The sequence below is a fragment of the Aureimonas sp. AU40 genome (assembly GCF_001463785.1).
In the GTDB taxonomy this organism is placed as follows: Bacteria; Pseudomonadota; Alphaproteobacteria; order Rhizobiales; family Rhizobiaceae; genus Aureimonas.
In genome coordinates this window covers 1-25,267 of the sequence record NZ_BBWL01000052.1, presented here as the reverse complement: position 1 = coordinate 25,267, position 25,267 = coordinate 1, and the positions used below count along the sequence as shown (strand labels likewise).

Annotated in this window: 25 protein-coding genes; 12 read left to right on the top strand and 13 right to left on the bottom strand. The window is 68.6% G+C overall.

What is annotated here, in order from left to right; translation table 11 throughout:
- Positions 1-30 precede the first annotated feature (30 nt).
- Genes AUL32_RS19725 through AUL32_RS24680 form a run of 5 tightly spaced genes read right to left on the bottom strand, consistent with a single transcriptional unit; the run spans position 31 to position 4,768 of the window.
- Positions 31-888 (bottom strand): glycosyltransferase, encoded by an 858-nt coding sequence (locus AUL32_RS19725; RefSeq protein ID WP_062118873.1) that lies wholly within the window; start codon positions 886-888, stop codon positions 31-33.
- 12 nt (positions 889-900) lie between these two features.
- Positions 901-1,638 (bottom strand): polysaccharide deacetylase family protein, encoded by a 738-nt coding sequence (locus AUL32_RS19720; RefSeq protein ID WP_244497993.1) that lies wholly within the window; start codon positions 1,636-1,638, stop codon positions 901-903.
- Positions 1,639-1,648: 10 nt separating this feature from the next.
- Positions 1,649-2,605, bottom strand: coding sequence for a glycosyltransferase (locus tag AUL32_RS19715; protein ID WP_062118870.1), 957 nt, complete (start codon positions 2,603-2,605; stop codon positions 1,649-1,651).
- A complete protein-coding gene (locus AUL32_RS19710) occupies positions 2,602-3,504 on the bottom strand; it encodes a glycosyltransferase (RefSeq protein WP_062118867.1) in 903 nt (300 codons plus the stop codon). The genes AUL32_RS19715 and AUL32_RS19710 overlap by 4 nt, the downstream gene beginning before the upstream one ends.
- The gene (locus AUL32_RS24680; protein WP_244497992.1) at positions 3,476-4,768 is read right to left on the bottom strand and encodes a glycosyltransferase family 4 protein; all 1,293 of its coding nucleotides are present in this window, start codon (positions 4,766-4,768) and stop codon (positions 3,476-3,478) included. Before AUL32_RS24680 ends, AUL32_RS19710 begins: the two co-directional genes overlap by 29 nt.
- Before the next feature lie 558 nt (positions 4,769-5,326).
- On the opposite strand from AUL32_RS24680, the gene AUL32_RS19700 reads away from it, so the two are divergent.
- The 5 genes from AUL32_RS19700 to AUL32_RS19680 are packed head-to-tail and all read left to right on the top strand — an operon-like array spanning position 5,327 to position 11,360.
- Positions 5,327-6,358 carry a Gfo/Idh/MocA family protein gene (locus AUL32_RS19700; RefSeq protein ID WP_062118865.1) on the top strand — a complete coding sequence of 344 codons (1,032 nt, stop codon included), beginning with the start codon at positions 5,327-5,329 and terminating at the stop codon, positions 6,356-6,358.
- Positions 6,355-7,476: a DegT/DnrJ/EryC1/StrS family aminotransferase gene (locus AUL32_RS19695; protein ID WP_062118862.1), complete on the top strand. Its 1,122-nt coding sequence runs from the start codon at positions 6,355-6,357 to the stop codon at positions 7,474-7,476. Before AUL32_RS19700 ends, AUL32_RS19695 begins: the two co-directional genes overlap by 4 nt.
- A gap of 37 nt (positions 7,477-7,513) precedes the next feature.
- Positions 7,514-8,488 carry an NAD-dependent epimerase/dehydratase family protein gene (locus AUL32_RS19690; protein WP_202814433.1) on the top strand — a complete coding sequence of 325 codons (975 nt, stop codon included), beginning with the start codon at positions 7,514-7,516 and terminating at the stop codon, positions 8,486-8,488.
- The gene (locus tag AUL32_RS19685) at positions 8,485-9,711 is read left to right on the top strand and encodes a DegT/DnrJ/EryC1/StrS family aminotransferase (RefSeq protein ID WP_082659869.1); all 1,227 of its coding nucleotides are present in this window, start codon (positions 8,485-8,487) and stop codon (positions 9,709-9,711) included. The genes AUL32_RS19690 and AUL32_RS19685 overlap by 4 nt, the downstream gene beginning before the upstream one ends.
- 32 nt (positions 9,712-9,743) lie before the next feature.
- Positions 9,744-11,360, top strand: a complete 1,617-nt coding sequence (locus tag AUL32_RS19680; RefSeq protein WP_062118856.1) for a GMC oxidoreductase — start codon at positions 9,744-9,746, stop codon at positions 11,358-11,360.
- A gap of 6 nt (positions 11,361-11,366) precedes the next feature.
- On the opposite strand, the gene AUL32_RS19675 is transcribed toward AUL32_RS19680, so the two are convergent.
- Complete coding sequence (locus AUL32_RS19675) at positions 11,367-12,107, bottom strand: acyltransferase (RefSeq protein ID WP_062118854.1); 741 nt, start codon at positions 12,105-12,107, stop codon at positions 11,367-11,369.
- Positions 12,108-12,111: 4 nt separating this feature from the next.
- Entirely contained in the window at positions 12,112-12,627 is a 516-nt protein-coding gene (locus AUL32_RS19670) for an acyltransferase (RefSeq protein WP_062118851.1), read from the bottom strand.
- 395 nt (positions 12,628-13,022) lie between these two features.
- On the opposite strand from AUL32_RS19670, the gene AUL32_RS19665 reads away from it, so the two are divergent.
- Positions 13,023-13,790 carry a sugar transferase gene (locus tag AUL32_RS19665; RefSeq protein ID WP_082659867.1) on the top strand — a complete coding sequence of 256 codons (768 nt, stop codon included), beginning with the start codon at positions 13,023-13,025 and terminating at the stop codon, positions 13,788-13,790.
- A 71-nt stretch (positions 13,791-13,861) separates the two neighbouring features.
- On the opposite strand, the gene AUL32_RS19660 is transcribed toward AUL32_RS19665, so the two are convergent.
- From AUL32_RS19660 to AUL32_RS19635, 6 genes are all read right to left on the bottom strand, one after another.
- Complete coding sequence (locus AUL32_RS19660) at positions 13,862-14,980, bottom strand: LacI family DNA-binding transcriptional regulator (RefSeq protein ID WP_062118848.1); 1,119 nt, start codon at positions 14,978-14,980, stop codon at positions 13,862-13,864.
- A 21-nt stretch (positions 14,981-15,001) separates the two neighbouring features.
- Positions 15,002-16,018 (bottom strand): succinylglutamate desuccinylase/aspartoacylase family protein, encoded by a 1,017-nt coding sequence (locus tag AUL32_RS19655; RefSeq protein ID WP_062118845.1) that lies wholly within the window; start codon positions 16,016-16,018, stop codon positions 15,002-15,004.
- Positions 16,019-16,110: 92 nt separating this feature from the next.
- Complete coding sequence (locus tag AUL32_RS19650) at positions 16,111-16,893, bottom strand: transporter substrate-binding domain-containing protein (protein ID WP_062118842.1); 783 nt, start codon at positions 16,891-16,893, stop codon at positions 16,111-16,113.
- A 37-nt stretch (positions 16,894-16,930) separates the two neighbouring features.
- Entirely contained in the window at positions 16,931-17,665 is a 735-nt protein-coding gene (locus AUL32_RS19645) for an amino acid ABC transporter ATP-binding protein (RefSeq protein WP_062118839.1), read from the bottom strand.
- Positions 17,652-18,302, bottom strand: a complete 651-nt coding sequence (locus AUL32_RS19640) for an amino acid ABC transporter permease (protein WP_061978083.1) — start codon at positions 18,300-18,302, stop codon at positions 17,652-17,654. Before AUL32_RS19640 ends, AUL32_RS19645 begins: the two co-directional genes overlap by 14 nt.
- Before the next feature lie 11 nt (positions 18,303-18,313).
- Entirely contained in the window at positions 18,314-18,982 is a 669-nt protein-coding gene (locus tag AUL32_RS19635) for an amino acid ABC transporter permease (RefSeq protein WP_156421544.1), read from the bottom strand.
- 218 nt (positions 18,983-19,200) lie between these two features.
- Between AUL32_RS19635 and AUL32_RS19630 the strand changes: the two genes are divergently transcribed.
- The 6 genes from AUL32_RS19630 to AUL32_RS19605 all read left to right on the top strand — a co-directional run.
- Positions 19,201-20,268, top strand: a complete 1,068-nt coding sequence (locus AUL32_RS19630) for an ABC transporter substrate-binding protein (protein WP_062118836.1) — start codon at positions 19,201-19,203, stop codon at positions 20,266-20,268.
- A gap of 25 nt (positions 20,269-20,293) precedes the next feature.
- Complete coding sequence (locus tag AUL32_RS19625) at positions 20,294-21,820, top strand: sugar ABC transporter ATP-binding protein (protein WP_062118833.1); 1,527 nt, start codon at positions 20,294-20,296, stop codon at positions 21,818-21,820.
- Positions 21,817-22,770 carry an ABC transporter permease gene (locus tag AUL32_RS19620; RefSeq protein WP_062118830.1) on the top strand — a complete coding sequence of 318 codons (954 nt, stop codon included), beginning with the start codon at positions 21,817-21,819 and terminating at the stop codon, positions 22,768-22,770. The genes AUL32_RS19625 and AUL32_RS19620 overlap by 4 nt, the downstream gene beginning before the upstream one ends.
- On the top strand, positions 22,767-23,714 hold the full coding sequence (locus tag AUL32_RS19615; RefSeq protein WP_062118827.1) for an ABC transporter permease: 948 nt from the start codon (positions 22,767-22,769) through the stop codon (positions 23,712-23,714). Before AUL32_RS19620 ends, AUL32_RS19615 begins: the two co-directional genes overlap by 4 nt.
- Positions 23,711-24,667 (top strand): amidohydrolase family protein, encoded by a 957-nt coding sequence (locus tag AUL32_RS19610; RefSeq protein ID WP_062118824.1) that lies wholly within the window; start codon positions 23,711-23,713, stop codon positions 24,665-24,667. Before AUL32_RS19615 ends, AUL32_RS19610 begins: the two co-directional genes overlap by 4 nt.
- A partial coding sequence (locus AUL32_RS19605; protein WP_192847489.1) for an alanine racemase occupies positions 24,664-25,267 on the top strand: 604 nt, incomplete at its 3' end. The genes AUL32_RS19610 and AUL32_RS19605, both read left to right, overlap by 4 nt.

Sequence of the window (25,267 nt, the reverse complement as noted above, 5' to 3'; positions counted from 1 at the left end):
TCCCGCACCTCCGCGCGTGCATAGCTGCCTCTAGCGCGACGCCCAGATCAGCTTGGCCCGGGTCAGACCGTCGCGTCCGAGAACGCCCAGCGCCGCGCGCTTGAGGGTATTTCGGCCAACCTCTCGAAATGCGCGGATCGGCAGCCCCAGAAGCAGGTCGAAGGCGCGCTCGCGCGCCGTCGGCTCGGCGAGGTCATCGACCAAGCCGGGAAAGCGGCGCCGGTAGCACGAGGGGCGGGTGCGGCTGCCGCGAACCCTGTTGCTGACGTTGCGGCCATGAATGACCTGCAGCCATCCCGGCGCACCGCCGAGCTCGATCACCGGCATGGATTGCCCCAGCATCGTGTGCCAGTCCGACCAGCAGGTGACGGGCGCGTCCCAGGGCTCGCGCACCGAGCAGAAGGCGTTGTGCGGATCGCGAAAGCGGTAGAGGCGCCGGTCCTGCCTGACGAGGCCCTGCGTGAGATAGATGGCCGTTCTCTCGCCCGCGCGCCCCGCCGCCTGGATGCGGGCCAGGGCATCGGCGGCGAGGCCGTCGTCATTGTCGAGATTGGTGGTGACGAGCTCGTCGCAGCCTGGTCCCACGACGTCGCGTATGTCGGCGCGAAGCTCCTCCCGGCTGACGGAGGCGCGAAAGATCGGCTGATAAAGGCCGAGCGCGCGATGCTCCTCGATCCGCGTCTTCAGCCAGTCCGGGCTTTCCGGGTCGAAATAGATGATCCAATGGACCCCCGTCGCCGTCTGCGCGCGGACCGAGGGCAGGCAGTAGCGCTCGAACAGGGCCACGCGCTCCTGCAGCCAGCCATCCCGGGCGCGAATGATCCGCTCGACGCTGACCGAGGGCAGGTTGAACCGCGTCAGCAGCACATGGGCGATGCGCGAAGTCATGTCCGCCCCCTTTCACATCCGTCGCTTGATCTGCATGGACACCATCCGGCGAAGCCGCCGGGCCAGCGGCAGGGCGCCGGTCAGAAGCGCCTCGCCCGCCCGCACGGACATGTCGGCGCGGACCGACGTGCGCGGCCGGGGAAAGTCCGCCCGGCGGGCCGTGCCGCCGTCACTGGAATAGGCGGCCTCGAAGCCGGCCTCGCGCAGGGCTTCGAGCACCCGGCGATCGTAGCGCCCGAAGGGGATCGCGGCGGCCCGGACCGGCCGGTCGCAGATCCACTCCAGGGCGGCCTTCGAGGCTGAAAGATCGCGGGCAAGGTTCGCTGCACCGAGCGTCGTCCAGTCCCGATGGTCGACGCCGTGGCTGCCGATGCCCATCCCCATCCGCGCAAGCTCTCCGACGTGATCCTCGCCCAGCGAGCCGCGCTGGCCCAAGCGTCCGGTCAGGACGAAGAACGTCGCCCGGAGCCCGCGCCGTTCGAGCTCGGGCGCGGCGATCGCCCAGTCGGAAAGATTGCCGTCGTCGAAGGTGAGCGAGGGACGATGGGCGGCCGGCAAGGCCGCGACCCGGTCGAGAAGCGCGCGGAAGCGTTCGATCCCGATCCAGAAGGGCGCTTCGCCGGGGTCGAGTTCGCGCTGCGGCTCGCCGATCCCGTGAAAGGTCAGGATCGGCGCGCGTTCGAGGACGTCCAGCCCTTGGATCTTAGCGGCGTCGGTGGAGAGCGTTTCCATTGCGGCGTGGGAGTCCATGAGCCCGTCCTCAACCCGAGTTCTCGGCGCGATAGGAAAGAGGAGGGCGCAACGGGTGCAGGGCGGTGCGAAGGGCCGTCCGATGGGTTCCCCCCCGAAAGGCGCGCACCGCCTCCCCGGCAGCGAGACCGAGGCGGAACAGCGCCGTGGAGAGCGCGCCATGGTGGCGGCGGAAATAGCGGATGCGATTGGAGACGAGCAGGGCCGTCAACTGAGGGTCGCTTCGGCAGGGGCCACCGATATGCCGGAAGCGCGATCTGGCGACATAGGCGATCTGCAATCCACCCTCTCGCACCCGCCGCTGATATTCGACCTCCTCGCTATAGAGGAAGAAGGATTCATCCCATTCCGGCGCGAGCCGGCGCGCCCGCGCCGCGATCAGAAGCGCGCAACCCGAGGCCCAATCGATGGTCCGCTCATACTCGTAGCTGCTGGCTTCCATCAGGACTTCACCGAAGCCGAGGCGCCCGGCGAGCCGGCCGCCCAGAAGGCTTTCCGCCCAGACCGAGGCGAGGGAAGGCTCGCGGCGAAGCGTCGGGTCGATCGCGCCGTCCACCATCAGATTGCGCGGGACGGCGATGCCGATCTCGGGCGCTTCGATCCGATCGAGAAGCGGCCGCACCGAACCCGGCGTCAGACGCACGTCGGGATTGAGAATCAGAACGTGCCGGCCGGGCGCGATGGTTCGCAAGGCGCGGTTGATACCGGCGGCGTAGCCGCCGTTCTCGCCGGTGCGAATGACCTTTGGGGCCACGGCATGGGCCTCTGCGATCTCCGCCGATCCGTCGCTGGAATCGTTGTCGACCACGACGATCTCGGGGGAAGCGATCCCTTCGAGCCCGGCCGGAAGCGAGTCGAGAAGTCCGGGCAGCGTCCCGGCGCTGTTGTAGGCGACGGTCACGACACTGAGGCCCGCGTCCCTTTCAGGCGTGCGGACGCGCTTCTTTTGGTGGAGCGGCGCGATCATGGCCGGTTCCACCGGGCGCTGAGGTCGGAGACATCGGCCCCGCCGGCTAAGGCGAGCATGACGCGGACTCGGTAGAAGCGAATCTGAACCACGCCCAGAAAGGCCAGCAGGCGCGCACGCGCGCCGATCAGCCGGTCGGAAACGAGGATGCGCCGGCACTCGGCCACGGGCGATAGGGCCACGGCCGCACTGCGCAGGACCCAGCGAGGCCACCAGAACTGTTCGCCGCGCATTTCCGCGAAATCATGGGCGATATGCCGGTCCCACTTGCGGCTGAGCTCGGTGAAGGTCTTTCGCGCGGGGTGGTAGACGATCATCTCGGACGCGTAGCGGATGCGGAAGCCCAGCCGGCTCGCCCGCTGCCCCCATTCCGTGTCTTCGGCGATCGTGATGCCGCCGAAGGGGCCGACCGCGCGAAACACCTCGGCGCGCATCGCGAGATTGCCCCCGCCGGTGAAGCCGCGCTTCTCGATATACTCCTTCATCCGATAGGCGAAGACGCTCTCATAGGCTTCCAGAAGCGTGATCTGCCCGGGGTCGTCGTAGAGAATGCGGACATTGCCGCCGAGGATCGTCGTTTGCGGCGATCCCTCGAAGCGGCGCTCGATCGTGGACAGCCAGGTCTCCTCGGCCACGCAGTCGGCGTCGATGAAGGCCAGGATGTCGCCTCGGGCGGTGCTCACGCCGAGATTGCGGGCGGGGCCGGGGCCGGGCTCGGGCTGCTGGAGCAGGACCACGCCGGGAAAGTCGGCGCAGACCTTGTCGGGCAGGGCGAGCGAGCCGTTGTCGACGACGATGATCTCGGCGGGCTCGCGAAGGCCGCCCTGCTCGCACAGCGAGGCGAGGCACCTGCGAAGCGCCTTCTCCTGATTAAGATGCGGGATGATAACGCTGATCATGGACGTGCCGTCCTTGCGAGAAGACCGCCTCGTAGGCGGCGAGATAGCGTGTGCGCTCGGTGGACCAGCGAAAGTCGCGGGCGGCCCGGGCAAGCCCGACCTTCGCCATGCGCTGGCGCAGGGCGGCGTTGTCGGCAAGGGCGAGGATGGCGTCGGCCAGCGCTTCCGGCGAATGGCGGCGCGCCACCAAGGCGGCCGCGCCCGCCTCTCGCCGCGCCTGGTCGAGGTCGAACTGCACGAAGGGCAGGCCGAGCATCATGTACTCGAAGACCTTGTTCATCGAGAGCTTGCGGTTGAACTCGTTCGGCGGGTCGGGGATGACCCCGATCTCAAGCGCCGAAAGATGCGCCATCAGGCTTGATCCCGAGAGATAGCCGGTGAAGCGGACCACGCCGTCGACTCCCAGCTCGCGCGACAACGCGCCGAGCCGCTGGAACTGCGGCCCGTCGCCGATGACGACGCAGGCGAAGTCGCCCCGCCCCCGCCCGTGCACGATCTCGGCCATGGCCCGCAGCAGGATGTCCACGCCGTCCTGCTCGCCCATGATGCCGAGATAACCGACGACATGGTGTCCGAGCCCGGCGAGCGCGGGGTCCGGGTCGGTCCGCTGGAAGCGGGCAAGCTCGGGATAGCTCTTCACGACGAAGACCTCGCGCGGGTCCATGCCGCCGCGTTTCACCGCGATCTCCCGGAACACCTCGTTGGTGGCGATGCTGGCGTCGGCGAGGCGGAAGGTCCGGCGCTCGAGGAAGCAAAGGATGCGATAGAGGACGTCCTTGCGCCCGAACTTCGTCGCGTAGAGTTCGGGGCTGAGATCGTGGTGGTCGAAGACGAAGCGCGTTCCAAACAGCGTCTTGTGAACCAGCGCGACCAGAAACAGGAGATCGGGCGGGTTGCAGGCCTGGATGATGTCGATCGGCTGCCGGCGATGGACGCGGATCGAGAGGCGCAGCTGATGGGCGAGCGCGCCGAGATATTCGCGGGGGTAGTCGCGGGCGCGAGAGGCTTCCACAAGGGGATGGCGATGAATCTCGATGCCGTTTCGGATCTCGAACGGCGCGTCGAACCCCTTGCCCGTCGGGCATATCACCGAGACGGCATAGCCGGCCTCATGCAGGGCGTTCGCCTCCTGCCAGACGCGCCGGTCGAAGGGAACGGGCAGGTTCTCCACGAGAATGAGAACATGGCGCCGGCCGCGCCTGTCGCCCTGCGCGCCCGCCTCTCCGCTGACGGGAGCGACGGCCGCGCCCGTGCGATCCGCCACGAGGCGGGACGCGGCCGGCCTCGAAAGGGCCTGGAACTGTAGCCAAGTGCGAAGCGAAGCGCCTACCGCACCAAGAGCTTGTGCCACACGAAGGGTGCGGCCGTTCCTGGTGGGGCTCGTTCTGTCGGTGCGGGGCGGAAGGGCCTGATCGACCATGGTCTCCTCCGGCGCCCGGAATGCCGGGCTCTCGACCTGTCCGCCCGATCATCCGCGCCGGGAATCCTCGGATCAATCTTGCACTTCGACCATTATCCCATGGGTCAGGGGGAGGCTTCCCGTGCGCGGCCGAGGGCTCGCGGGAGGTAGCTCCTCGCCGTTCGGACGACCGCCTCCGCCCTTTTGCGGCCTGCGAGGGACACGGGGCGCGGGACCTACCTCCCCCGAGGATCGGCCTCTTTCAGCGCTTTGCCGCACGGCCTCGCCGCGTACTGTCGGGAGGACGTGTCGGGGCCGCCGGCTTGGCCTGGCGGCTCCGGCGCGGGCTTTGCAGGTGGAGGGACGCGCGGCGGGCGCGGGGCGGAACGGCCCTCGGGCGCCGGCGAGACGGAGGGATGTCGAATGCTCGGTATCGGCCTGATCGGTTACGGCTATTGGGGGCCGAACCTTGCCCGCGTCGCCGCCCAGAATCCGCGAGCCCGGCTCCTGGCCATCGCTGATCGCGACGAGGCCGCCCTGGAGCGGGCGCGGCGGCAGCATCCCGGCACGCGCCGGACGCGCGAATGGCAGGAGATCGTGGACAACGCGGAGATATCAGCCGTCCTGATCTCGACGCCCGTCAACAGCCATTTCGAGATGGCCCTCGCGGCGCTATCGGCGGGCAAGCACGTGTTGGTGGAAAAGCCCATGGCCCGCTCCTCGGCCCAATGCGCCTTCCTGGTCGGCGAGGCAGCGCAGCGCTCGCTGACGCTGATGGTCGACCACACGTTCCTCTATACGCCAGCGGTTCGGCGCATCAAGGAGATGACCGACGCGGGCGAGCTCGGGCGCATCCTCTACTACGATTCCACACGCATCAATCTGGGCCTCGTGCAGCGGGACGTGAACGTCGTCTGGGATCTCGCGGTCCATGACCTCGCGATCCTCGACCATCTGTTCGAGGCCGCGCCCCAGGCGATCTCGGCCAACGGGGGCGACATGCTGGGCGCCGCGCACGAGACGTTGGCCCATGTCACGCTCTACTACGGCGACGGCGCCATGGCCCATATCAACACCAACTGGCTCTCGCCGGTGAAGATGCGGCGCACGCTGATCGGCGGCACGCGCAAGATGGTGGTCTACGACGATCTGGAGCCCGACGAGAAGCTGAAGGTCTACGATCGCGGCGCGGCGCTCAACGCCTGCGAGACCGAGGATCGCCGCGCCCGGCTGGTGTCCTACCGGACGGGCGACATGTGGGCACCCCATCTGCCGCTCGGCGAGGCGTTGGCGATCGAGTTCGAGCATTTCACCGACTGTATCGAGACCGGCGCCCGGCCGCTGACATCGGGCTCCATGGGCCTGCGGATCGTCGAGATGCTGGAGGCGGCATCCTGCTCACTCGCCCAGCGCGGGCAGCCCGTCGAGCTGTCCCGGTTGAGGATGGCGTCATGATCCCGTTTCTCGACCTCGCGCCGCAATATGGCGCCGTCGGCGCGGCGGTCGAAGCGGCGGCGCTCGCGGTCCTGCGCTCGGGCCACTATGTCGGCGGCCCGGACGTCGCCGAATTCGAGGAGGCCTTCGCCGCCTTCTGCGGCGTGCGCCACGCGGTCGGCGTCTCGTCCGGCACGGCGGCGCTGCATCTGGCGCTGCGCGCGGCCGATATCGGGGCGGGCGACGAGGTCGTCACCGTCTCCTCCACCTTCGTCGCGACGGTTGCGGCCATCGGCATGAGCGGGGCGAAGCCGGTTTTCGTCGACATCGATCCCGCAAGCTGGACCCTCGACCCCGATCGGCTGGCGGACGCGATAACGGGCAAGACCCGCGCCATCGTGCCGGTGCACCTGCATGGGCGGCTGGCCGAGATGGATCGCATCCGCGCCATCGCCGACCGGCACAAGCTCTTGGTGATCGAGGACGCGGCCCAGGCGCATGGCGCCGAGCGCGGCGGACGGCGGGCCGGGGCCTTCGGCGAAATGGGATGCTTCAGCTTCTATCCCGGCAAGAATCTTGGCGCCTGCGGCGAGGGCGGCCTGATCACGACCGACGACGCGGCTCTCGCCGCGCGTGTGCGCCGGCTGCGCGACTGGGGCCAGAGCGCCAAATATTGCCATGACGAGCCGGGCTTCAACGAGCGCCTCGACGCGCTGCAGGCGGCGATCCTCAGCGCCAAGCTGCCCTTTCTCGAAGATTGGACCCGCCAGCGCCGGGCGCGGGCCGCCCATTATCGTGAGCGGCTTTCTCGCTTCGCCTCGATCGGCCGCCCGGCGCCGGACGAGGGCGGCGACCATGCCTGGCATGTCTTCGCTGTGCGGGTGGCAGAGCGCGACCGCGTCCGCCAGCGGATGGGCGAGGCCGGCATCGCGACGTCGGTGCATTACCCCATGCCCGTTCATCTTCAGCCGGGCAGGGGCGCCGCCGGCTTCGCGCGCGGCAGCCTTCCCGTGACCGAACGGCTGGCGGCAGAGACGCTCTCGCTGCCGCTCTGGCCCGAACTGCCCTTGGCCGACATCGACCGGATCATCGAGCGGCTCGGATCGATCTGCGAGGTGAGCCATGAACGCGCCGCATGAGACCGCTATCAGACCCGCGCCCGGCGCCCTCGCGGCGCTGCGGGGGCGGCGGGTTCTCGTCACCGGCGGGGCCGGGTTCATCGGCTCGCATGTGGTGGACTTGCTGGTCGAGGCGGGCGCCCGCGTCACGATCATCGACGATCTCGTGCGCGGCTCCATCGCCAATCTCGGCCGGGCGCTGCCGTCGGGCCACGTGCGCTTCGTGGAAGGCGACATTCGCGACCAGCCGCTGATGGCCGAACTCGTGGGCGAGGCAGAGATCGTCTTCCATATGGCGGCGCTGCGCATCACCCAATGCGCGGCCGAACCGCGCCGTGCGCTGGAGGTGATGGTGGATGCGAGCTTCGACCTGTTCGAGGCCTGCGCCGCGCGCGGGGTGTCGCGGGTGGTCTACTCCTCCTCGGCCTCCGTCTATGGCCTCGCCGATCGGTTTCCGACCCCGGAGGCGGCGGGCGGCTGGGACAATCGCACGCTCTACGGCGCCGCCAAGGCCTTCGGCGAGGGGATGCTGCGCGCCTGCCAGGATCTCCACGATCTCGACCATGTGAGCCTTCGCTATTTCAACGTCTACGGTCCGCGCATGGACGTTCATGGCCGGTATACCGAAGTGCTGATCCGCTGGATGGAGCGGATCGACGCCGGATTGCCGCCGGTGATCTTCGGTGATGGACGGCAGACCATGGATTTCGTCCATGTCGCGGATGTCGCGCGCGCCAATATACTGGCCGCCGTCGCGCCCGTGACCGACCGGGCCTTCAACATCGGGAGCGGACGCGAGACCTCGCTTCTCGATCTCGCCCTCAGCCTCTGCGCCGTCATGGGGCGGCCCGATCTCACGCCCATGCACGAGGCCGAGCGCGGCGTAAACCCCGTGCCCCGGCGCCTCGCCGATGTCGCGATGGCGCGCGAGCATCTCGGCTTCGAGGCCCGTATCCCGCTCGAAGCGGGTCTCGCCGGCCTCGCCGCCTGGTGGCGCGAGCAAGAGGTTCTCTTGAAGGGAGCGGCGCAATGATCCCGATCGGCCAACCCCTCGTCGGCACGGCCGAAGCGGAAGCGGCGGCGGAAACCGTCCTGTCCGGCTGGCTCACGCAGGGGCCGCAGGTCGCCGCTTTCGAGGCGGAGTTCGCCGCCTTTGTCGGCGCGCCCTTCGCCTGCGCGGTCAGCAATTGCACCACGGCGCTGCATCTCGCCCTCCAGGCGTGCGGCGTCGATGCCGAGCGGGAGGTGATCGTTCCCAGCCACACATTCGTGGCGACGGCCAACGCGATCCGTCAATGTGGGGGGACGCCAGTCTTCGTGGACATCGATCCCGCGACCTTCAACCTCGACCCGAACCATGTGGCAACGGCGCTGAGCGACAAGACGGCGGCCATCGTCTGCGTCCACCAGATGGGCATGCCCTGCGATCTCTCGCGCCTCGTTCCGCTGGCGCGCGCGCATGGTGTGCCGTTGATCGAGGACGCCGCCTGCGCGGCGGGGTCGCAGATCCGCATGGATGGCGAGTGGCAAAGGATCGGCCGTCCGCATGGCGACGTCGCCTGTTTCTCCTTCCACCCGCGAAAGGTCATCACGACCGGCGACGGCGGCATGCTGACGACGCGCCATCCCGAATGGGACCGATTGTTCCGGCTCTGGCGCCAGCATGGAATGAGCGTGTCCGATACGGTGCGGCACGGCTCGGCCACGGTCGTGTTCGAGACCTATCCCGTCCAGGGATACAATTACCGAATGACCGATCTGCAGGCGGCCGTGGGTCGCCAGCAGTTGAAGCGCCTGCCCGAGATCGTTGCGGCCCGGCGCAGGCACGCCGAACATTACGCCGCGCTTCTCGAGGGCGTCACCGGCACGCTTAAGCCCTGCGAGCCGGACTGGGCGCGCAGCAACTGGCAGAGCTATTGCGTGCGCCTGCCGCCGCGCGTCTCGCAGCGCCGCGTCATGCAATCCCTGCTCGACCGGGGCATCGCGACCCGGCGCGGCATCATGTGCTGCCACCGGGAGGAGGCGCATGCCGACGTGTCGAAAGGCGATCTCGCCCACTCCGAGGCGGCGCAGGACAAGTGCATCCTCCTGCCCCTCTATGCGCAGATGACCCGGTCGACGCAGGCCGAGATCGTCGAGGCGCTGACCCTCGCCCTGGTGCGGGAGGACCGGGTTCCGAGGACGCGCGCCGTGCCGGCATCCTCGCCCGGATCACCTCTGCCGAGCGACGAGGAGACCGCTCCGCTTCACTCCTGACAGTCCGGTGTCTGCTATCGAGGGTTACGCTCGTGCCTCTCATCCCGCTTTCCGACCATCCCCAAGACGCCGAGGACACCGCCGAGATCTGCGTGATCGGCGCCGGGATCGCGGGTCTCCTGCTCGCCCGCCGCCTTGCCAGCAGGGGACGACGGGTCGTCGTTCTGGAAAGCGGCGGCGCGACGCTGGAGCCGACGGCGCAGGCGCTCAACGAAATCGACAATCCCTCCGGCGCCTATACCCGCGCCCTGACGGGGCGCTATCGCGCGCTTGGCGGCTCCTCCGTCAAATGGGGTGGGCGGATGCTCCCGATCAGCCGGCACGAGGTGTCGGCGCGGGACTATCTGTCCCTTCCCGGCTGGCCGGTGGATCGGAGCGAGCTCGACGCCTATCTGCCCGAGATCGAAAAGCTCTTCGGCATCGGCCCGAGTTCCTACGAGGCCGACCTTCTCGACACGGTGGACCGGGACGGCCGCTTCCCCCGCGACGACGGGAACCTGACGAGCCGTTTCGCCAAATGCCCCTCGTTCCGGCGCTCCAACGTGGCGACGCTTCTGGCGCGCGATATCGGGGACCTTTCGTCCCTTCGCATCTGGCTCGACGCCACGGTCTGCGGGTTCCAGCTCGACCGCGTAGCTGGGCGTCTTCTCTCCGTCGATGCGCGCAGCCGCGCGGGGCGCACGCTGACGGTGCGGGCCGACCGTTTCGTCTTCGCGGCGGGCACGATCGAGACCACGCGCCTCCTGCTTTGGCTGGACGCCTTGTCCGAACACCGCGCCTTCGCCGATTGCCAGGTGCTGGGGCGCTATTTCCAGGACCATCTCAAGGTGAAGGTGGCCGAGATCTCGCGCGGCGACTGGCTCGGCACCAACCGGCTCTTCGCCTATCGTTTTCTGGAATCTTCGCGGCGGGACCTGCATCTGGAAACCACGGCCGCGGCGCAGCGGGAGGACGGCGCGGCCAGCGCCTTCGCCTATGTCACGATGGCGCTCAGCCAAAGCCCGCTCGGCATCGTCAAGAAGATCGTACAGGACGTGCAGAAGCGCGACATGGAGCCGCGCGACTGGGCCTCCCTCGGCCGGCACGTCCCCTTTCTCGCCCGGTCCGCCTATTGGCGCTGGGTGCGGCGGCAGCTTCTCGTGCCACGCCATGTCGGGTTCGATCTTCAGGTCTGGATCGAGCAATTGCCGGACTGGAGCAACCAGATTCGCCTGTCGGAGAGCCGGGACAGCCTCGCCATGCCGAAGGTTCTCCTCGACTGGCGGCCGAGAGAGGCCGACGAGCGAACCTTCCGCTTCGCCATCGCCCGGATCGAGGCCTATTGGGCCCGTGCCGGGTTCGACCGAACCTGCCCCCTGTCCTGGACGCCCGCCGCATGCGACGCCTCCCGCCCGATCGCGCCGCTGGCGGAAGCCTGCGCGCATCCTTCGGGCACGACGCGAATGGGAACGGACCCGCGCGAGTCCGTCGTCGCCCCGGACCTCGCCTGCCATGCCATCCCCAATCTCAGCATCGCCAGCGCATCGACCTTCCCGACCGCCGGCAGCGCCAATCCGACCCTGACGATCATGGCCCTCGCCCTGCGGCTCGCCGATCATCTGATGGCCCGGCATCCCGAAGCCACCCCAAGGGCCACGATATCGGCTTGACCTTCGCTAGAGACGAGGCGGAGCGATCCTCTCGGCTTCCTGCGCGGTTGCCGGATGATCGCCCGTCTCGTCGGTTCGCCAGCGGATGAAGCGGGCCGGCACGCCGGCCACGATCGAGAAGGGGGCGACGTCGCCCGCCACCACGGCTCCCGCACCCACGATCGCCCCCTTGCCGACCGTGACGCCGGGAAGCAGAACCGCGTTCGTGCCGATATCGGCCCAAGGTTCGACCCGAACCGGCCCGATCCGAAGGTCGGTCTGCACGACCGGGACGGTGACGGGCAGCCCCGTATGAGCCGATCCCAGGACCTTGGCGCCCGGACCCCAGCCCACGAATTCGCCGAGTTCGAGATCGCGCGCGTCGAAATAGGCCTGCGGCCCGATCCAGACATGGTCGCCGATCACGCAGCGGCCGTCGAACCGCCCTTGTATGTAGACATCCGCGCCGATGAAGACGCCCTTGCCGAACTCGAAGGTCTCGGGATGCTTGAAACCGGCACCGCTCGAGACCTGCAGCCCGTCCGCGCAGCGACGCGACAGAGCGCGCCAGATCAAGCGGCGCATCAGGGCGTCGACGAAGCCCTCGCCCGAAGCGAAGCGGGCGTAGAGTTCGATCAGCCCGGCCGAGCCATAGGTGGCGGCCAGGGCTTCGCACAAGTCGCTCTCGTAGGCGGGATCGGCTTCGACGGCTCGGCGGGCGTGAACCGCGCTGACGATCCGGCCAAGCCTGTTCCTCCCGAGCGACATGGGTCTACTCGGCCAAGGCCGCAGCCTGGCTGGCCTCGGCCGGCGCCGGTTTGTGGCGCGTGCTTCCGATGATCCGCGCCGGGACGCCTGCCACGATGGCGAAGTCGGGCACGTCGCACGTCACGACGGCCCCGGCGCCAATGAGCGCGCCTTCGCCGATCGTGACTCCGGCCAGGATGGTGGCGTTGCTGCCGATCGAGGCGCGCTGCCGCACGCGGATGGGATGGACCTGCCAGTCGCTGTCGCCCTGCACCGTGCCGTCCTCGGTCACCGCGCTGGGATAGAGATCGTTGGTGAACATGACGCCATGGCCGATGAAGACGCCGTCCTCGATCGTCACGCCCTCGCAGATGAAGCTGTGGCTGGAGATCTTGCAGTTGCGCCCGACGAAGGCGTTCCGCTGGATCTCTACGAAGGTTCCGATCCGAGAGCCGGCGCCGACATGGCAGCCGTAGAGATTGACGAGATGCGGATGGTGGATCGTCACTCCATCCTCAAGGACCGGCGCCAGCGTTGTCATGATCTCACGAGTCCCCTCTGTGCTCGGTCGAAGTCGATCATGGGACGGGGATATCCGTAAAGTCGCCTTACGGAGCGGAAGCGTACCGCTTTGGGCGAAGGGGTCGCCGCCTTGCTCCCAAGCGCTCCGGCAGGAGACGGGACCCTCTCGCGACCTGCCGCCTCAGAGGTCCGACGGAAGGCGAAGATCCGACCGGCGGGCGCGATGGGCGCCGCCGAATGCGCACGCGCTTTGGTCGGCCTGTCCGCCGCTTTGGGAATAGGTCCGGCCGCCCTACGCCCTTTCGGCCGGGCAGGCGGGGAGGCATGACCGCCGAAGAGGGAAATTGACCGCGTTAACCAATATTTTACCAATGCTCCGACGGTTCGTTCGAACCCGGATCAGGAGCGCCTGCGATGCTGACCGGACTTCCCACCCGCAACCTGGGTTCACGGTCGAAGCCCGAACGGCTGACCGCAGAGCCGGCCCTCGGCTGGAGCCGGTTCGGACCGTCGGTGCCCGGTCCAGACTCTCTCCTCCGGGTCCCGAGCGGACGGTCCGTCCGGCGGGAGGAGGTCAGTCCCTATCTCCATTCGAGACGCAAGCGCGTTCTCGACCTGATCCTGGCTGTCGTGATCCTCGCGATCGTCCTGCCCCTGATGCTGCACATCGCGCTTCTCATCAAGCTCACGAGCCGGGGACCCGTCATCTACACGCAGGAGCGCGGCGGGCGTCATCATCAGCCCTTCCAGGTCCTGAAATTTCGAACGATGATCGTCGCGCAGGAGAGGCCCGGCGGCTTTCTCCCGCAGGCCTGCCGGGGAGACCGGCGGGTGACGGCGGTCGGGCGCTGGCTGCGGCAGCTCAGCTTCGACGAACTTCCTCAACTCATCAACGTCATCCGGGGTGAGATGTCGCTGGTCGGCCCGCGCCCGCATGCGCGGAGCCACGATCTCTACTATCTCGGCCATGTCGCGGGCTACGCGAGGCGCTATGCCTGCACCCCCGGCCTGACCGGACTGGCGCAGATTTCCGGCGCGCGGGGCGAGACCGTCCGCCCTTCCGACATGCAGCGCCGCGTCGCGCTGGATCTCCACTATATCCGGCACGCGTCGGTCCTCTACGACCTGATGATCCTATCCAGGACGATCGCGCTGACGTTCCACTGCCCGAACGCTTACTAGGCTGGGTCCTCGATAGGGCTCGGAGGGCAAGCCGCACGAAGTTTCCCAAGCAATTACGCCTTGCTCGGACGTCAGGTCGTCTCGCGCTGGATCAGGCGCAGCGGCAGGCATTCGCGACCGGGCGTGTCGCCACTCGCCAGGAGGCGCGTGGACAAGAGCGCGCCTGCGCGCGCCCCGATCGCGCGGCCGTCTATGGCGATGGTGGAGAGGGAGGGGGACATCTCGGCGGCGAACTCGCTGTCGCCCATTCCCAGAATGGCGAGATCGTCGGGAAGGGCGAGACCCTGCCGCCGGCTTTCCAGAACGGCGCCGATGGCAAGGAGATCGTTGGCGAAGAAGACGGCGTCGATCCTTTGGGCCGAGGCGATCAACTCGCGCAGGACGACATGGCCTTCCGACATGGAACGGACATGCTCGACCTCGCGAACGAGGGCGATCTCGGCGCCGAGTTCGCGCGCGCGCGTTTCGAAACCATGCAGCCGCAGCCGCCCCCGGCCGCCGCTGCGGCCGACGAAGGCGAGGCGCCTTCGCCCGCGCGCGACGAGATGCTCGGCCGCCATGCGCCCGCCATCGGTGTTGGAAATGCCGACCAGCATGTCGATGGGATCGCGCGGATAGGCCCAGCTCTCGACGATGGGAACGCCGAGCTCCCGCAAGGCCCGGCGATTGTCCTCCAGTTCCACGACGCCGGTAAAGAACACGGCGGCGGGCTTGAGCGCGCGCAGCGACTGAACCGCCGCCGTCTCGCGCGCATAGGAATAGGAGGTCTGGCCGATCATCAGCTGGTAGCCCGCCGCCTCCAAAATCTCGGAGCAGGCGTCGGCGGCCTCGTTGTACTGCTGGCTGACGAGGTTCGAGACGAAGGCGGCGACGACGGTGGACCGCCCCGATCGCAGCGCCGAGGCATGCGGATTGGAGACGTAGCCGGTGGTCTCCACCACGGCACGCACCCGCTCCAGCGTCGCGGGCGAGACGAGGCCGGGCGAGCGCAGCGCGCGAGATACGGTGATGGGCGAGACGCCGGCCTCTCGCGCCACGTCCTCGATCCTCGGCGGACGGGCGAGGAGCGCGGCGTCATGGCTCCGCGCTGGCGCGGTGCGCCCCGTGGGTTGGACGCGAACCACCTCGTCGAATGTGGGGAGCGGCGTGGGCGCGCCCTGCGATGCCGGTTCGTTTCTCGCCTCCGTCATGCCGGGTCGCGCATCCTTTCGCTATTCGGCCGGGCCGACGATCCGCGCCACTTGGACCAGACAATCGCCGGATCGGCAATCGGTATGAAGACGGCGCGACAGGACGATGCCGCCGCGCTCGAAGCGAAGTTCCGCCTCGGGCAGGTCGAGCCGTTCGAAATCGTGATACCAGCCGGCGAGATCGCCCGCCTCGACGCGGTCTCCCAGCGCCACCGCCGGCTCGAACCAGCCGCGCCGCGTCGCGAAGATCGCCTGCTCGTGGCTTTCCAGGGCGAGGATCGTCATCTCCTCGAAACTGCCGGGATCGGTGCCGAAGGGCGGCGTCTCGACGAGGCCGAGCTTGACGAGAAGATTGTCGAGCGCGAGCTCGGTGCCCCTGACGCTGGCGCGGGTCGCCGTGCCGCCGCCGCCGAACTCGCCGGACAGGCCGATCGCCCCCGCGCGCGCCGCCGCCGCCATGGAGGTCGGCGCACCGGCGCCGTTCTCGGCGATGAAACCATAGGCGAGGCCCATGGCCTTCATGAGTTCCAGCGCGCGGGCGAAGCGCTCCGGCGGCCCTTGCCGCTCGATCAGCGCGCAGGGCAGATGCTCCATCGAGGTGCCGCCGGAATGAAGGTCCACCACCACATCATGGCGCGGGAACAGCGTATGCTCCAGGAAATGCGCCATGCGGAAAGTCGGCGTGCCAAAGGGGTCGCCAGGAAAGGCGCGGTTGAGATTGCCCTCGTCCAGCGGCGAGCGGCGGCGCGCCGCCATGACGGCGGGATGGTTGGCGAAGGGTAGGATCGTCAGCTCGCCTCGGATCATTTCCGGCTCGATGCGCCGGATGAGGCGGGTCAGGCAGATCTCGCCCTCGTACTCGTCGCCGTGATTGCCGGCGATGAGCAGGACGCGCGGCCCGGCGCCGTTGCGAATGCGGCAGATCGGGACCTTGACCTGATGATAGGGCGAGCGATCGACCGAGAAGGGAATGCCGAGATAGGACAGGACCTTGCCGTTCCGCTCGAAGTCGATCGAATGAAAGAGACCGGTGTGCATGAAAGCCTCCGCCGGGGAGCGCGTGCGCCCGCCCGGCCGTCAGGGGGAATCGGACGGCGGCGGTCGCCGCCGTCAAGGCACGAAGGCCGGGGTCACAGGGTCGGAAGCGGAGCGGCTTCCTTGAACCACTTCATCTGCAGCGCCTGCAGCTTGCCGTTCATTCGGTTGGTGAAGAGGTCGGTGTTCAGCCAGTTCAGAAGGTTCTGCTCTCCCTGCGCCACGGCCGCATGGGCCGGCGACTGGCGAATGGCGAATTTCAGCGCGACGCTGGCGTCCGCACCCGAAACGTTGAGCGCGATGGCGCTGTTCTCGGCGAACATCTCGACCTGGCCGGCGCGGAAGGCGGCGATGGCGCTCGGCGCATCCTCGAAGCGCACGATCTGGGCGCCCTTGGCATTGTCGGTCAGCCAGACGTCGAGCGTCGAGCCCTTGGCGACCGCGATCGAATGACCGGCGAGGTCGTCTGGCTTCTCGAAGCTCGGCGTGTCCGCCTTGCCGTACACGCCGAGCTGCACCGCGACATAGGGCTGCGAGAACATGACCTGCTGGGCGCGCTCGGGCGTCGCGCCGGCGGCGGCCACCAGCACGTCGATCTTGTCGGACAGGAGGCTGGGGATGCGGCTTGGGCCCGTCACTTCCACGATCTCGAGCGTCACGCCCATGTCGGCGGCCATCAGCTTGGCGAGTTCGACATCGAAGCCCGTCAGCTCGCCCGAGCCGTCCTTGAAGCCCCAAGGCGCGGAATCGGCGAGAACGCCGATGCGCAACGTGCCGGCGGACAGGACGTCCTGCAACTTGTCGGCGAAGGCCGCACCCGCCGGCAGGATGGCGAGGGCGAAGGCGGTGGCGGCGAGAAGGGTGCGGAAGGCGCGCATGGGCTGGGGTCCTGATGTGGGGGAAGGGAAGGGGAAATCAGTGCTGCGAGGCGCCGATGAAGCTTCTGAGCTCCGGCGTCTTCGGCCCGGCGAAGATCTCGGCCGGCGGCCCGTGCTCCCAGACGCGGCCTTCGTGCATGAAGACGATCTGGGAAGCGACGTTGCGGGCGAAGTTCATCTCATGGGTGACGAGGATCATGGTCATGCCCTGGCGGGCGAGGTCCTCCATGACTTTGAGAACCTCGCCGACGAGTTCGGGGTCGAGCGCCGAGGTGACCTCGTCGAACAGCATGAGGTGCGGCTCCATGGCCAGGCACCGGGCGATCGCCACGCGCTGCTGCTGGCCGCCCGAAAGCTCGGCGGGATAGCTGTCGATCTTGGCTTCCAGCCCGACCTGGGCGAGCACGCGCCGCGCCAGCTCGCGCGCGGCCCCGCCCTTCGCCACGCGGCCGCGAAGGCCAGGGGCCAGCGTGATGTTCTTCTCGACGCTGAGATGAGGGAAGAGGTTGAACTGCTGGAACACGATGCCGACGCGCTGGCGCAGCTTCCGCAGATCCGTGGTCTTGGCGTGGACGATCTCGTCCTCGATGCGGATTTCGCCGCCGTCGATCGCCTCCAGTCCGTTGATGCAGCGAAGCAGGGTGGACTTGCCCGAGCCGGAGCGGCCGATGATCGTGACGATCTCGCCCTTCTCGATCGGCAGGGTGACGCCCTTCAGAACCTCGAGCTTGCCGAAGGTCTTGCGGACGTCTCTGATGTCAACGAGCGCCATTGAGGCGATCCTCCAGGGAACGCGACCAGAGGGTCAGCGGGAAACAGATGGCGAAATAGACGGCGGCGACGCAGGCATAGGCGGCAAGCGGCTGGAAGGTCGCCGCCGAGGCGATCTGCCCGGCGCGCGCCAGTTCCACGAAGCCGACGATCGAGGCGAGCGAGGTGTTCTTTACGAGCTGGACGAGGAAACCGACCGTCGCCGGCAGGGCGAGGCGGAAGGCCTGCGGCCCGATCACGTGGCGGAACTGCTCCCAGCCCGTGAGGCCGAGGCAGGCGCCGGCCTCCCACTGCGCGGCGGGAATGGCCTGGATGGCGCCGCGCCAGATCTCGCCCAGAAACGCCGCCGTGTAGAGCGCGAAGGCGACGGTGACCGAGGCCAGCGCCGAGACCTGCACGCCGGTCAGAACCGGCAGACCGAAATAGAAGAACATGATGAGGCCGAGAACCGGCACGCCCTGGACGATCTGGAGAAAGCCCGTGGCGATCCAGCGTGAGGCACCGGCCCGCGCGGTGCGCGCCAACGCCAGCAGGAGCGCGAAGGGCGCGCCGAGGGCGAGGCTGAGCGCGACGAGAACCAGCGTCCAGCGCAGGGCCGCGAGAATGGTGAGGACGTCTTGTGGGGTGAAGCCGCGCATGACCTGTCTCCTCAGCGCCCGGTCGGCCAGCGGAAGGCGAGGCGCTCCACCGCGAAGAAGGCGCCCTTCATGAGAAGAACGAGCGCCAGATAGATCGCGCAGACGACGGCATAGACCTCGAAGGAGCGATAGGTGCGGCTTTCCACGAAGCCGGCGGCATGGAACAGCTCCTCGGCCGAGACCTGCGATGCGAGCGAGGTGCCCAGGAACAGGAGCACGATCTGGCTGGTCAGCGACGGGAAGACGTTGCGCAGAGCCGGCGGCAGGATGACGTGGCGAAACACCTCCCAGCGCGTCATTCCCAGGCACTGGCCGGCTTCGAGTTGGCTGCGCGGAATGGAGGCCAGCCCGGATCGCAGGATCTCGGTGGCATGGGCGCCGAAATAGATCGAGAGCGCGGTCGCCGCCGCATAGACCGGCGGTAGCCGCAGGCCGGCAAAGGGCAGCACGAAGAAGATCAGGAAGATCTGGATCAGCGTCGGCGTGTTGCGGATGATCTCGACATAGGCCCGCACGGCGAGGCGCAGGGACGCGAAACGGCTCTGGGCGGCGCTGGCGCACAGCGCGCCGATCGCAAGGCCCGCGACGGTCGCGATCAGGGTGAGGAGGAGCGTGACGAGGACGCCGTGCAGGAGCACGTCGTCATAGCGCCAGAGCTGGGAGAAGTTCAGTCGGTTCATCGGCCATCGGGTCGAGCGTGGGGCAGGAGGCGGGGCGCTCTCGGAGGAGCGACCGGCACAGTGCGATCGACAAAAGGGCGACCCTTCCAGCCAAATGGCCAGATATTAGGCGGGCCACATTTTTCATCGTGACAACGTTGTCATAGCTGGCAGCACGATGATAACGTTGTCAAGCAGCCTCTCGTCCGAAACTTCATCACAAGCCTGTGGAGACGTTCATGACAGTGCAGTCCCCGACCTCACGCCGCATCGCCTTCCTGACAGCGAGCGCCGCCTGTCTGGCCTTCTCCGCAGCGCTTTTGGGCGCAAGCGGGGCCGAGGCCGCCGCCAACTGCATTAAGGGCGACCGCAAGGCGCCCTATACGGTGGGCTGGGCCAATATCTATTCGGTGCCGACCTGGATGAAGCAGACCGAAGGCACGATCACCGCCGAGGTCGAGGAATTGAAGAAGGACGGTCGCGTCAAGGACTTGATGGTGACCGACGCGCAGGGCAATGCGCAGACGCAGATCCAGCAGATCCAGTCGATGATCGACGCCAATGTGGACGCGATCATCGTGATCGCCGGTTCCTCCACCGCGCTCGACCGCGTCATCTCGGACGCCTGCGACAAGGGCATCGCGGTGGTGAACTTCGACAGTCTGGTCGATACCGACAAGGTGACCGCGAAGATCAACACCGATTCCAACGAGTGGGGCTCCAAGGCCGCACAGTGGATGGTGGACCAGCTTGGCGGTAAGGGCCGGATCATCGTCATGAACGGTCCGGCCGGCGTCTCGGTCAGCGACGACCGGCGCAAGGGCGCGCAGCCCGTGCTTGACGCCAACAAGGGGCTCGAGATCATCACCGAGACCAACACGGAATACAACGTCGCCCCGGCGCAGGAGGCGATGACCAGCCTTCTCTTCGCCAATCCCGAGATCGACGGCGTCCTGTCGCTCGGCGGCGCGCTTTCGGCCGGCGCTCTGCTCGCCTTCGACCGGCAGGGCCGCGATCCCGTGCCGACCACGGGCGAGAACGCCCGCCAGTTCCTGGAGCTCTGGAAGGAAAAGGGCATCAAGGGCTGGGCCACGATGCAGCCCAACTGGCTGGGCGCGCTCGCCGTCTACACGGCGGTTCAGGCGCTGGACGGCAAGCCGGTTCCCGCCTTCGTCAAGGTGCCGCTGCCGGTGATCGACGATTCCACGATCGACACCTATCTCGCCCGCGCGAGCGAGTTCCCCGCCGACGGTTACATCTATTCCAGCTACGACAAGGCGCTCTTCGACAAGCTCTTGGCGCAGTAAGGCCGGCGGCTCGGGAGGGGTGGCCATGCCGGATCAGGCAAGGGAAGGGGACGGCGGAGCCGCGATCTTGGAGGCTCGCGGCGTTCACCGCGGCTTCTTCGGCAATCCGGTTCTGAAAGGGGTCGATATCGCGCTTCGCCCCGGCCGGGTTCATGCGCTTCTGGGCGAGAACGGCGCCGGCAAATCCACGCTCATCAATCTCCTCTCCGGCGCGCTGGCGCCGGATGCGGGAGACATCCGCATCGACGGGCACCCGGTCACAGGCTTTTCGCCCGCCGCCGCGCGCGGGGCGGGCATCGCCGTGGTGAGCCAGGAACTCAGCCTCGCGGCCGATCTCTCGATCGCCGAGAATATCGGCCTTGGCGCCTATCCCCGCCGGTTCGGGCTGGTGGACTATAGAGCCCTAGGCGAGGGCGTTCAGCGGGTCTGCCGGCTCGTCGGCATCGAGGAGCCGCCGGAAACCCCGGTCGGCGCGCTGTCGCTGGGGCGACGGCAGATGGTGGAGATCGCCAAGGCCCTGTTCCGCCGGCCTCGCGTTCTCATCCTGGACGAGCCGACCTCCTCGCTTTCGGCCCATGAGGCCGGTATCCTCGCCGGTCTCGTACGGCAGCTGGCGGGGGAGGGGCTGGCGCTTCTCTACATCTCGCACCGGTTGAACGAGGTTCTGGCGCTCTGCTCCCATGTCACCATCCTCAAGGACGGCGTGGTGACGGCCGACCGCTCGCTCGAAGGCGTCGAGCCGGATGCGCTGGTGAAGCTCATGGTCGGGCGCGACGCCGATCATCTCTTCCCGGCCTGGACGCCCTCACCCGGCGAGACGCTGATCCGGCTGGAGGGCTTCTGCGCCGGTGCCGTGCGGGACGTCGACTTCGAAGCGCGGCGCGGCGAGGTGGTCGGCATCGGCGGCCTGGTGGGGCAGGGCCAGGAGGATCTTCTGCAAGGGCTCTACGGCGCCATTCCCGCCCGCGCCAAATCCGTGCAACTTGCCGGCGGCGCGGCGCTGCCCGGCAGCGTGGAAGCGGCCAATCGGCTGGGCCTTGCCTATGTCCCGGCCGACCGCAAGCGCGAAAGCCTCGTGCTTCCCCATTCCATCGCGGTGAACCTGACGCTGCCATCCCTTGCGCGCCTCGCCCGCTCCGGCTTTCGCGACCGGGCGGCCGAGGCCGGGCTCGTCGCCGATCTCTCGCAGCGCCTCGCCATCAAGGGCGATCCGTCGCGGCCGGTCCAGGCCCTGTCGGGCGGCAACCAGCAGAAGGTGGCGCTCGCCAAATGGCTGCCGCGTCGCCCTTCGATCCTCCTGCTCAACGACCCTACGCGCGGCGTCGATCTCGACACCAAGCGCGAGATCTACCGCATGCTGCGGGACCTCGCCGCCGGCGGAACCCTGGTGCTTCTCCTGTCCTCCGACACGCCCGAACTCGTCCATCTCTGCGACCGGGTCACCGTGTTTCGCGAGGGGCGGGTGGCCGGCCACCTGAAGGGCGCCGACATCACCGAGGAGGCCATCGTCGGCGCCGCGCTGGGCCTTGGCCGGAAGGAGGCCGCCGCATGAGCCGCTCGCCTCGCTCCCTTTACGGCGCGGTCCAGCGCGGCCGAAACCGAGGCCTCGGCGGGCTCTATCTCCTCGTCGCCGCGCTTCTCCTCGTTTATGTCTGGCTCTTCCCCGGCGTGCTCGGCCTGTCCGGCTTTTCCAAGTTCACGCAGAACTGGCTGCCGCTGGCGCTCGTCACCATGGCGCAGGCGCTCCTGATGCTAAACGGTGGCATCTCGCTCGCCATCGGCCCCATGGTCAGCCTCGGCGCAGTGATCGCCGCCACCAGCATGGCGGGGCCGCTCGGCGTGCCCGGCGCGATCCTCCTCGTCGTTCTGGCGGGGCTCGGCATCGGCGCCCTGTTCGGCGCCATCGTCGCCCTGTTCCGCCTGCCGGCGATCATCGTCACGCTCGCCGGCTCCTTCATCGTCGGCGGGGGCGCGCTCCTCGTCCTGCCGCGCCCCGGCGGCTTCATTCCGGCCTGGTTCTCCGACGCGCTGGCCGGCCATCAGCCGACCGCCTTCGCCGTCCTGCTTCTCGTCGTCGCCGGCTGGAAGCTGTTTCTGGCGACGCCGCTCGGCCTCGGCCTCTACGCCGCCGGTGACAATCCGCTCGGCGCCTTCCGCTCAGGCGTGCCGGTGGAGCGCGTGCGCATCATGGCCTTCGCCCTGTCGGGGCTCCTCACCGCGCTCGCCGGTCTCTTCGTCGCTGCGCAGACCGGCTCGGGCGATCCGGTGATCGGCACGCCCATGACGCTGAACTCCATTGCCGGCGCGGTGCTCGGCGGCGTCGGCTTTCTCGGCGGGCACGGCACGATGCGCGGGGCGCTTGCCGGCAGCCTGCTCCTCACGGTGATGATCAACGTCATGTTCTTTCTTGGTTTCCCGCCCGTCGCGCAATATGTGGCGCAGGGGCTCATCATCGTCGGCGCCGTGGCCGTTCCCGAACTCCTCGCCCGGTATCGCGCATGAGGCCCGCCCCGCTCGCCCGTCTCGCCGGGCGCCCCTGGCTGCTCACTTTCGCTCTCGTCGCCCTGGTCTGGCTCGTGGCCGGCCTGACCCTGCGGGGCTTCGGCAGCTGGGGCCATCTGCGCTACCTCCTCGAACTCAGCGCCGTGATCGGCATCGCCGCCGCCGGGCAGACGCTGGTGGTGATCGCCGGCGGCATCGACCTGTCGGTCGGCGCCGTCATCACCGTCTCGGCCATCCTCCTGCCGCTCCTTTCGCCGGCGGCCGATCCGACCGGCTTTCTCGGCCTCGCTCTGACGCTGGCGCTGGCCACTGGGATCGGCTGTCTCAACGGCGCGGGCGCGGCCTATCTGCGCGTGCCGCCCATCATCATGACGCTGGCCATGGCGACCTTTCTGCAGGGGCTGCTCATCATCGTGGCGGGCGGCAGCGCCGTGTCGGTGGGCAATCCAGCGGTTATCTGGCTGGGGTCGGCGCGGCCCTTCGGCCTGCCGGCGGGCGTCATCCTCTGGGCGCTCGTGTCGCTGGCAGTGCTTCTCGTCATCCATCGCGCGCCGTTCGGCGCGCGGCTGATGGCGATCGGCGCCAATCCGCTGGCCTCGCGCCTCTCGGGCCTTGGCGTCGAGCGCGCGAGCCTGCGGCTTTACGCGGCATCCGGCTTCTGCTCAGGGCTCGCCGGAATTTTGGTGCTCGGCATGAACCGGCAGGGCTATGCCGGCATCGGCGAGCCCTATCTGCTCACCTCCATCGCGGCGGTCGTGCTCGGCGGCACCTCGATCCTCGGCGGGCGCGGCACCTATGCCGGCACCATTCCCGGCGCGATCCTGCTCGTCACGACCTCGGCGCTGATCACCGTGGTCAACGCCTCGCCCGGCTGGCGCGCCATCATGTTCGGCTCGCTGATCCTCGCCTTGCTTCTGATCTCCGGCCGCGAGGCGCGCCGATGAGCGCCTATGCCGGGCCGGTGATCGACCCGCATCACCATCTCTGGGATCTCGCGCTCGACTGCCATCCCTGGCTCCGCAAGCGCCCCGAGGGCGGGGACATGGTCTTCGGCTCGATCGAGCCGATCCGCCGGACCTATCGCCGCGAACATTACGCCCGAGACGCCGCGCGGCAAACCATCGTCGCCACCGTGCATGTGGAAGCCGGCTGGCGCGAGGACGATCCCTTGAGTGAAACGCGCTGGCTGGAGAGCCAAGCGGACGATCGGATCGCCCGCCGCCTCGTCGCCCGTGTTCCACTTGCCCACCCCCGAGCCGAAGCCTTTCTGGAAGCGGAGGCCGCGCGCCCGCGCGTCGTCGGCATTCGCGACATCGTGAGCTGGGACCCCGATCCCGCCAAGCGCTTCGCGCCCTGCCCCGGCCTTATGAGCGATCCCGCCTGGCGAAACGGCCTGCGAGCGGCGACGAAGCTCGGCCTCGTCTTCGACCTCATGCTCTATCCCCCGCAGATGGCGGAAGCGCAGCGCCTCGTCGCAGACTTTCCCGATACGCTCTTCGTCCTGAACCATTGCGGCAGCCCCGCCGACCGGAGCCCGGAGGGAATGCGTCTTTGGGCGGAGGGTCTGCGCGCGCTCGCCCAAGCGCCGAACCTTCGCCTCAAGCTCTCCGATCCCGTCGCCTACGATCCGCACTGGACGGAGGAGAGCCTGCGCCGGGTCATCGCGCATGGGATCGACTGTTTCGGGCCGGACCGCGCCATGTTCGCCAGCGACTTCCCCGTCACCGGCCTCCATGCCTCTTTCGACGCGATCTACGGCGTCTTCCGCGCTATCGCCGCCGACCTCTCGCCGAGCGAGCAGGCCGCGCTCTTCTTCGACACCGCCAACCATACCTACCGGCTGGGCCTCGATCGCTCGGCCTTTCCCGCCAGAGATATCGCTAGAGACCCCGTATGAGCCAGTTGCTGCCCTTCGACACCGATCCGCTGATCGACGATCGCATCCGGGGCTTCCCGCCCGGCCACGCGCCGCTGCCGCTGTCCGCGATCGGGGGCAGGGGCTGGCGCCCGGAGGACGGCGCCATGGCGCTGCCGCTCCTGTCGCTGGATCGCACAGCCTTCGACGGCAATGCCGCGCTGATGATGCGCGCCGTGCGCGAGGCGGGGGCCGCCATCGCCCCGCATGCCAAGACGCCCATGTCGCCCGAGCTGGCCCGCCGGCTCATGGAGGCCGGCGCCTGGGGCACGACGGTCGCCGATATCCGGCAGGCCTCGGTGATGCTGAAGGCCGGCCTCAAGCGGCTGATCCTCGCCAACGAGATCGGCGGCGCGGCCGCCGGCCGTCGCCTCGCCGCGCTTCTGGCCGGCCATCCCGACGCGGAACTCCATGTTTTCGTAGACTCGGCGGAACTCGTCCGGCATCTCGCCGAGGCCTGGGCCGGGCGGGACGACCTGCCGCCGCTCGGCCTCCTGGTGGAACTCGGGCTCGGACGTGCCGGCCTGCGCACGCCCGAGGCGGCGGAAAAGGTGCTGGCGGCGGCGCTGGCCGCCGAGACGC

What these genes read in the sequence shown, in the direction of transcription:
- AUL32_RS19725 (WP_062118873.1), bottom strand. Translation starts at nt 888, where the DNA reads ATGACTTCGCGCATCGCCCATGTGCTGCTGACGCGGTTCAACCTGCCC.
- AUL32_RS19635 (WP_156421544.1), bottom strand. Translation starts at nt 18,982, where the DNA reads ATGAACCGACTGAACTTCTCCCAGCTCTGGCGCTATGACGACGTGCTC.
- AUL32_RS19630 (WP_062118836.1), top strand. Translation starts at nt 19,201, where the DNA reads ATGACAGTGCAGTCCCCGACCTCACGCCGCATCGCCTTCCTGACAGCG.
- AUL32_RS19650 (WP_062118842.1), bottom strand. Translation starts at nt 16,893, where the DNA reads ATGCGCGCCTTCCGCACCCTTCTCGCCGCCACCGCCTTCGCCCTCGCC.
- AUL32_RS19660 (WP_062118848.1), bottom strand. Translation starts at nt 14,980, where the DNA reads ATGACGGAGGCGAGAAACGAACCGGCATCGCAGGGCGCGCCCACGCCG.
- AUL32_RS19675 (WP_062118854.1), bottom strand. Translation starts at nt 12,107, where the DNA reads ATGTCGCTCGGGAGGAACAGGCTTGGCCGGATCGTCAGCGCGGTTCAC.
- AUL32_RS19655 (WP_062118845.1), bottom strand. Translation starts at nt 16,018, where the DNA reads ATGCACACCGGTCTCTTTCATTCGATCGACTTCGAGCGGAACGGCAAG.
- AUL32_RS19715 (WP_062118870.1), bottom strand. Translation starts at nt 2,605, where the DNA reads ATGATCGCGCCGCTCCACCAAAAGAAGCGCGTCCGCACGCCTGAAAGG.
- AUL32_RS19695 (WP_062118862.1), top strand. Translation starts at nt 6,355, where the DNA reads ATGATCCCGTTTCTCGACCTCGCGCCGCAATATGGCGCCGTCGGCGCG.
- AUL32_RS19640 (WP_061978083.1), bottom strand. Translation starts at nt 18,302, where the DNA reads ATGCGCGGCTTCACCCCACAAGACGTCCTCACCATTCTCGCGGCCCTG.
- AUL32_RS19615 (WP_062118827.1), top strand. Translation starts at nt 22,767, where the DNA reads ATGAGGCCCGCCCCGCTCGCCCGTCTCGCCGGGCGCCCCTGGCTGCTC.
- AUL32_RS19610 (WP_062118824.1), top strand. Translation starts at nt 23,711, where the DNA reads ATGAGCGCCTATGCCGGGCCGGTGATCGACCCGCATCACCATCTCTGG.
- AUL32_RS19720 (WP_244497993.1), bottom strand. Translation starts at nt 1,638, where the DNA reads ATGGACTCCCACGCCGCAATGGAAACGCTCTCCACCGACGCCGCTAAG.
- AUL32_RS19645 (WP_062118839.1), bottom strand. Translation starts at nt 17,665, where the DNA reads ATGGCGCTCGTTGACATCAGAGACGTCCGCAAGACCTTCGGCAAGCTC.
- AUL32_RS19685 (WP_082659869.1), top strand. Translation starts at nt 8,485, where the DNA reads ATGATCCCGATCGGCCAACCCCTCGTCGGCACGGCCGAAGCGGAAGCG.
- AUL32_RS19670 (WP_062118851.1), bottom strand. Translation starts at nt 12,627, where the DNA reads ATGACAACGCTGGCGCCGGTCCTTGAGGATGGAGTGACGATCCACCAT.
- AUL32_RS19710 (WP_062118867.1), bottom strand. Translation starts at nt 3,504, where the DNA reads ATGATCAGCGTTATCATCCCGCATCTTAATCAGGAGAAGGCGCTTCGC.
- AUL32_RS19620 (WP_062118830.1), top strand. Translation starts at nt 21,817, where the DNA reads ATGAGCCGCTCGCCTCGCTCCCTTTACGGCGCGGTCCAGCGCGGCCGA.
- AUL32_RS19700 (WP_062118865.1), top strand. Translation starts at nt 5,327, where the DNA reads ATGCTCGGTATCGGCCTGATCGGTTACGGCTATTGGGGGCCGAACCTT.
- AUL32_RS19625 (WP_062118833.1), top strand. Translation starts at nt 20,294, where the DNA reads ATGCCGGATCAGGCAAGGGAAGGGGACGGCGGAGCCGCGATCTTGGAG.
- AUL32_RS19665 (WP_082659867.1), top strand. Translation starts at nt 13,023, where the DNA reads ATGCTGACCGGACTTCCCACCCGCAACCTGGGTTCACGGTCGAAGCCC.